The sequence below is a fragment of the Microbacterium sp. Leaf351 genome, assembly GCF_001423825.1.
GTDB lineage: Bacteria > Actinomycetota > Actinomycetes > Actinomycetales > Microbacteriaceae > Microbacterium > Microbacterium ginsengisoli.
In genome coordinates this window covers 11,663-13,139 of the sequence record NZ_LMPK01000003.1, presented here as the reverse complement: position 1 = coordinate 13,139, position 1,477 = coordinate 11,663, and the positions used below count along the sequence as shown (strand labels likewise).

Below are 1,477 nucleotides of genomic sequence, written 5' to 3'. Positions count from 1 at the left end.
CCCCGCCGAGATCGAGCGGTTCCCGTTCCGTCCCGACGAGGTCCTCACCTCGGTCGCCGACCTCATCCAGCGCGCCCCCGTCGAGTCGGACCTGCCCGAGGTCGACTGAGCCGCGGCATCCGCCCGTCGTCACCGAGAGCGGATGCCTCGCCTCAGCGCAGCACGAGGGTCAGCGCGCGAAGAGCCGCGAGAACAGACTCGTCTTCTCGTGTCCCTGGCATCGCTGGGACTGGGGAATGCCCCGCATGACCTGGTCGACGTGCTGCCCGCAGCCTCGCCAGGTGGTTTTGCCGCAGGTGCGGCAGGTGACGGTCGTGCACATGATGCTCTCCGTAGGTGTTCGTGGGTGTGGTGCTGTTCGCCGAGCCCGTCAGGCGAGCATCAGGAAGAGCTTCTCGAGTTCGTCGGTGCTCAGCCCCGGCTCGGCGCTCTCGGGATCGGCGAGGCACTCCTTCATCGCCGTCGAGACGATCGCGAATCCCGCACGGTCGAGCGCGCTCGAGACGGCGGCGAGCTGGGTGACGATGTCACGGCACGGCTTGTCCTGCTCCACGGCGGCGATCACCGCATCGAGTTGTCCTCGCGCGCGACGCAGGCGGTGCAGGATGCGCTTCTGCGCTTCGGGGTCATCAGTCTTCATGGACATCCTCTCGGGGGTGATCGGTCGACGGCGCCGCCGCCGGATTCGACTCGCGCCCGGCTTCGTCGGAACGCCGGCGTCGGCGCGAGATCGGGGAGTCGACGCAGCGACCGGTGATGGCGGAGAAGGCGAGCAGCAGCCCGCCGATTGCGGCCGGAATCGCCGCCCAGGGCTGGTCCGACAGGCCGGCGGCGGCCGACAGGAGGACGACGGCACCTGCGATGTACACAGCGCGCTCGCCGGGCGGCGCGGCGCAGACCGGGAGCCGCGGCACCCGGTCACGCATGCTGCATCGCCTCGGGCCGCTCGAGGATCTCGCTGGCCTCGCCGCCCCACCATGCACGGAGGGTGAGCATTCCGCCCGAAAGCGATGCCGAGTCGAACCCCTCTTGCGCGAGGACCCGATGAGCAATCGCCGAACGCACCCCGGATTGGCACATCACGCGGATCGGACGGCCGCCCGCGGCCGACCGAACCTCCTCGATGCGCCCCCGCAGCTCGGTGTGCGGGATGTGCATCGCGCCACGTACTGCGCCTGCGGCGACCTCTGCCGCCGTGCGGACGTCCAGGAGAAGCGCCCGGTCGAGTACCGCGGCGAGCTCGTCGGCGTACCAGAGGCGCAGCGCACCGGTGCGCACGTTCTCACCCAGCATCCCGGTGAGGTTGACGGGGTCCTTCGCCTGCCCGAACGGCGGCGAGTATGCGAGGTCGAGGTCGATGAGGTCCTCGACCGAGAGCCCGGCGCGAATCGCTGTCGCAAGCACGTCGATCCGCTTATCGACGCCGTCCCGTCCTACGGCTTGGGCCCCCAGAAGACGACCGTTCGATGTCGCCGCG

The 1,477-nt window shown here is 70.1% G+C and carries 3 protein-coding genes and 1 pseudogene; 1 reads left to right on the top strand and 3 read right to left on the bottom strand.

Annotated elements, in window-relative coordinates; translation table 11 throughout:
• Nucleotides 1-109: pseudogene (locus tag ASG00_RS16325) on the top strand (TIGR01457 family HAD-type hydrolase); the annotation flags it as partial.
• A 261-nt stretch (nucleotides 110-370) separates the two neighbouring features.
• On the opposite strand, the gene ASG00_RS01520 reads toward ASG00_RS16325, so the two are convergent.
• From ASG00_RS01520 to ASG00_RS16320, 3 genes are all read right to left on the bottom strand, one after another.
• Nucleotides 371-640: a metal-sensitive transcriptional regulator gene (locus tag ASG00_RS01520; RefSeq protein WP_045246373.1), complete on the bottom strand. Its 270-nt coding sequence runs from the start codon at nucleotides 638-640 to the stop codon at nucleotides 371-373.
• Entirely contained in the window at nucleotides 630-926 is a 297-nt protein-coding gene (locus ASG00_RS01515; RefSeq protein WP_056206336.1) for a YgaP family membrane protein, read from the bottom strand. Before ASG00_RS01515 ends, ASG00_RS01520 begins: the two co-directional genes overlap by 11 nt.
• Nucleotides 919-1,477 (bottom strand): rhodanese-like domain-containing protein (locus tag ASG00_RS16320; RefSeq protein ID WP_268771868.1); only part of this gene is annotated, 559 nt, incomplete at its 5' end. The genes ASG00_RS16320 and ASG00_RS01515, both read right to left, overlap by 8 nt.

Bases quoted from the DNA above. Each gene is read 5' to 3' on its own strand.
- ASG00_RS01520 (WP_045246373.1), bottom strand. From the start codon at position 640: ATGAAGACTGATGACCCCGAAGCGCAGAAGCGCATCCTGCACCGCCTG.
- ASG00_RS01515 (WP_056206336.1), bottom strand. From the start codon at position 926: ATGCGTGACCGGGTGCCGCGGCTCCCGGTCTGCGCCGCGCCGCCCGGC.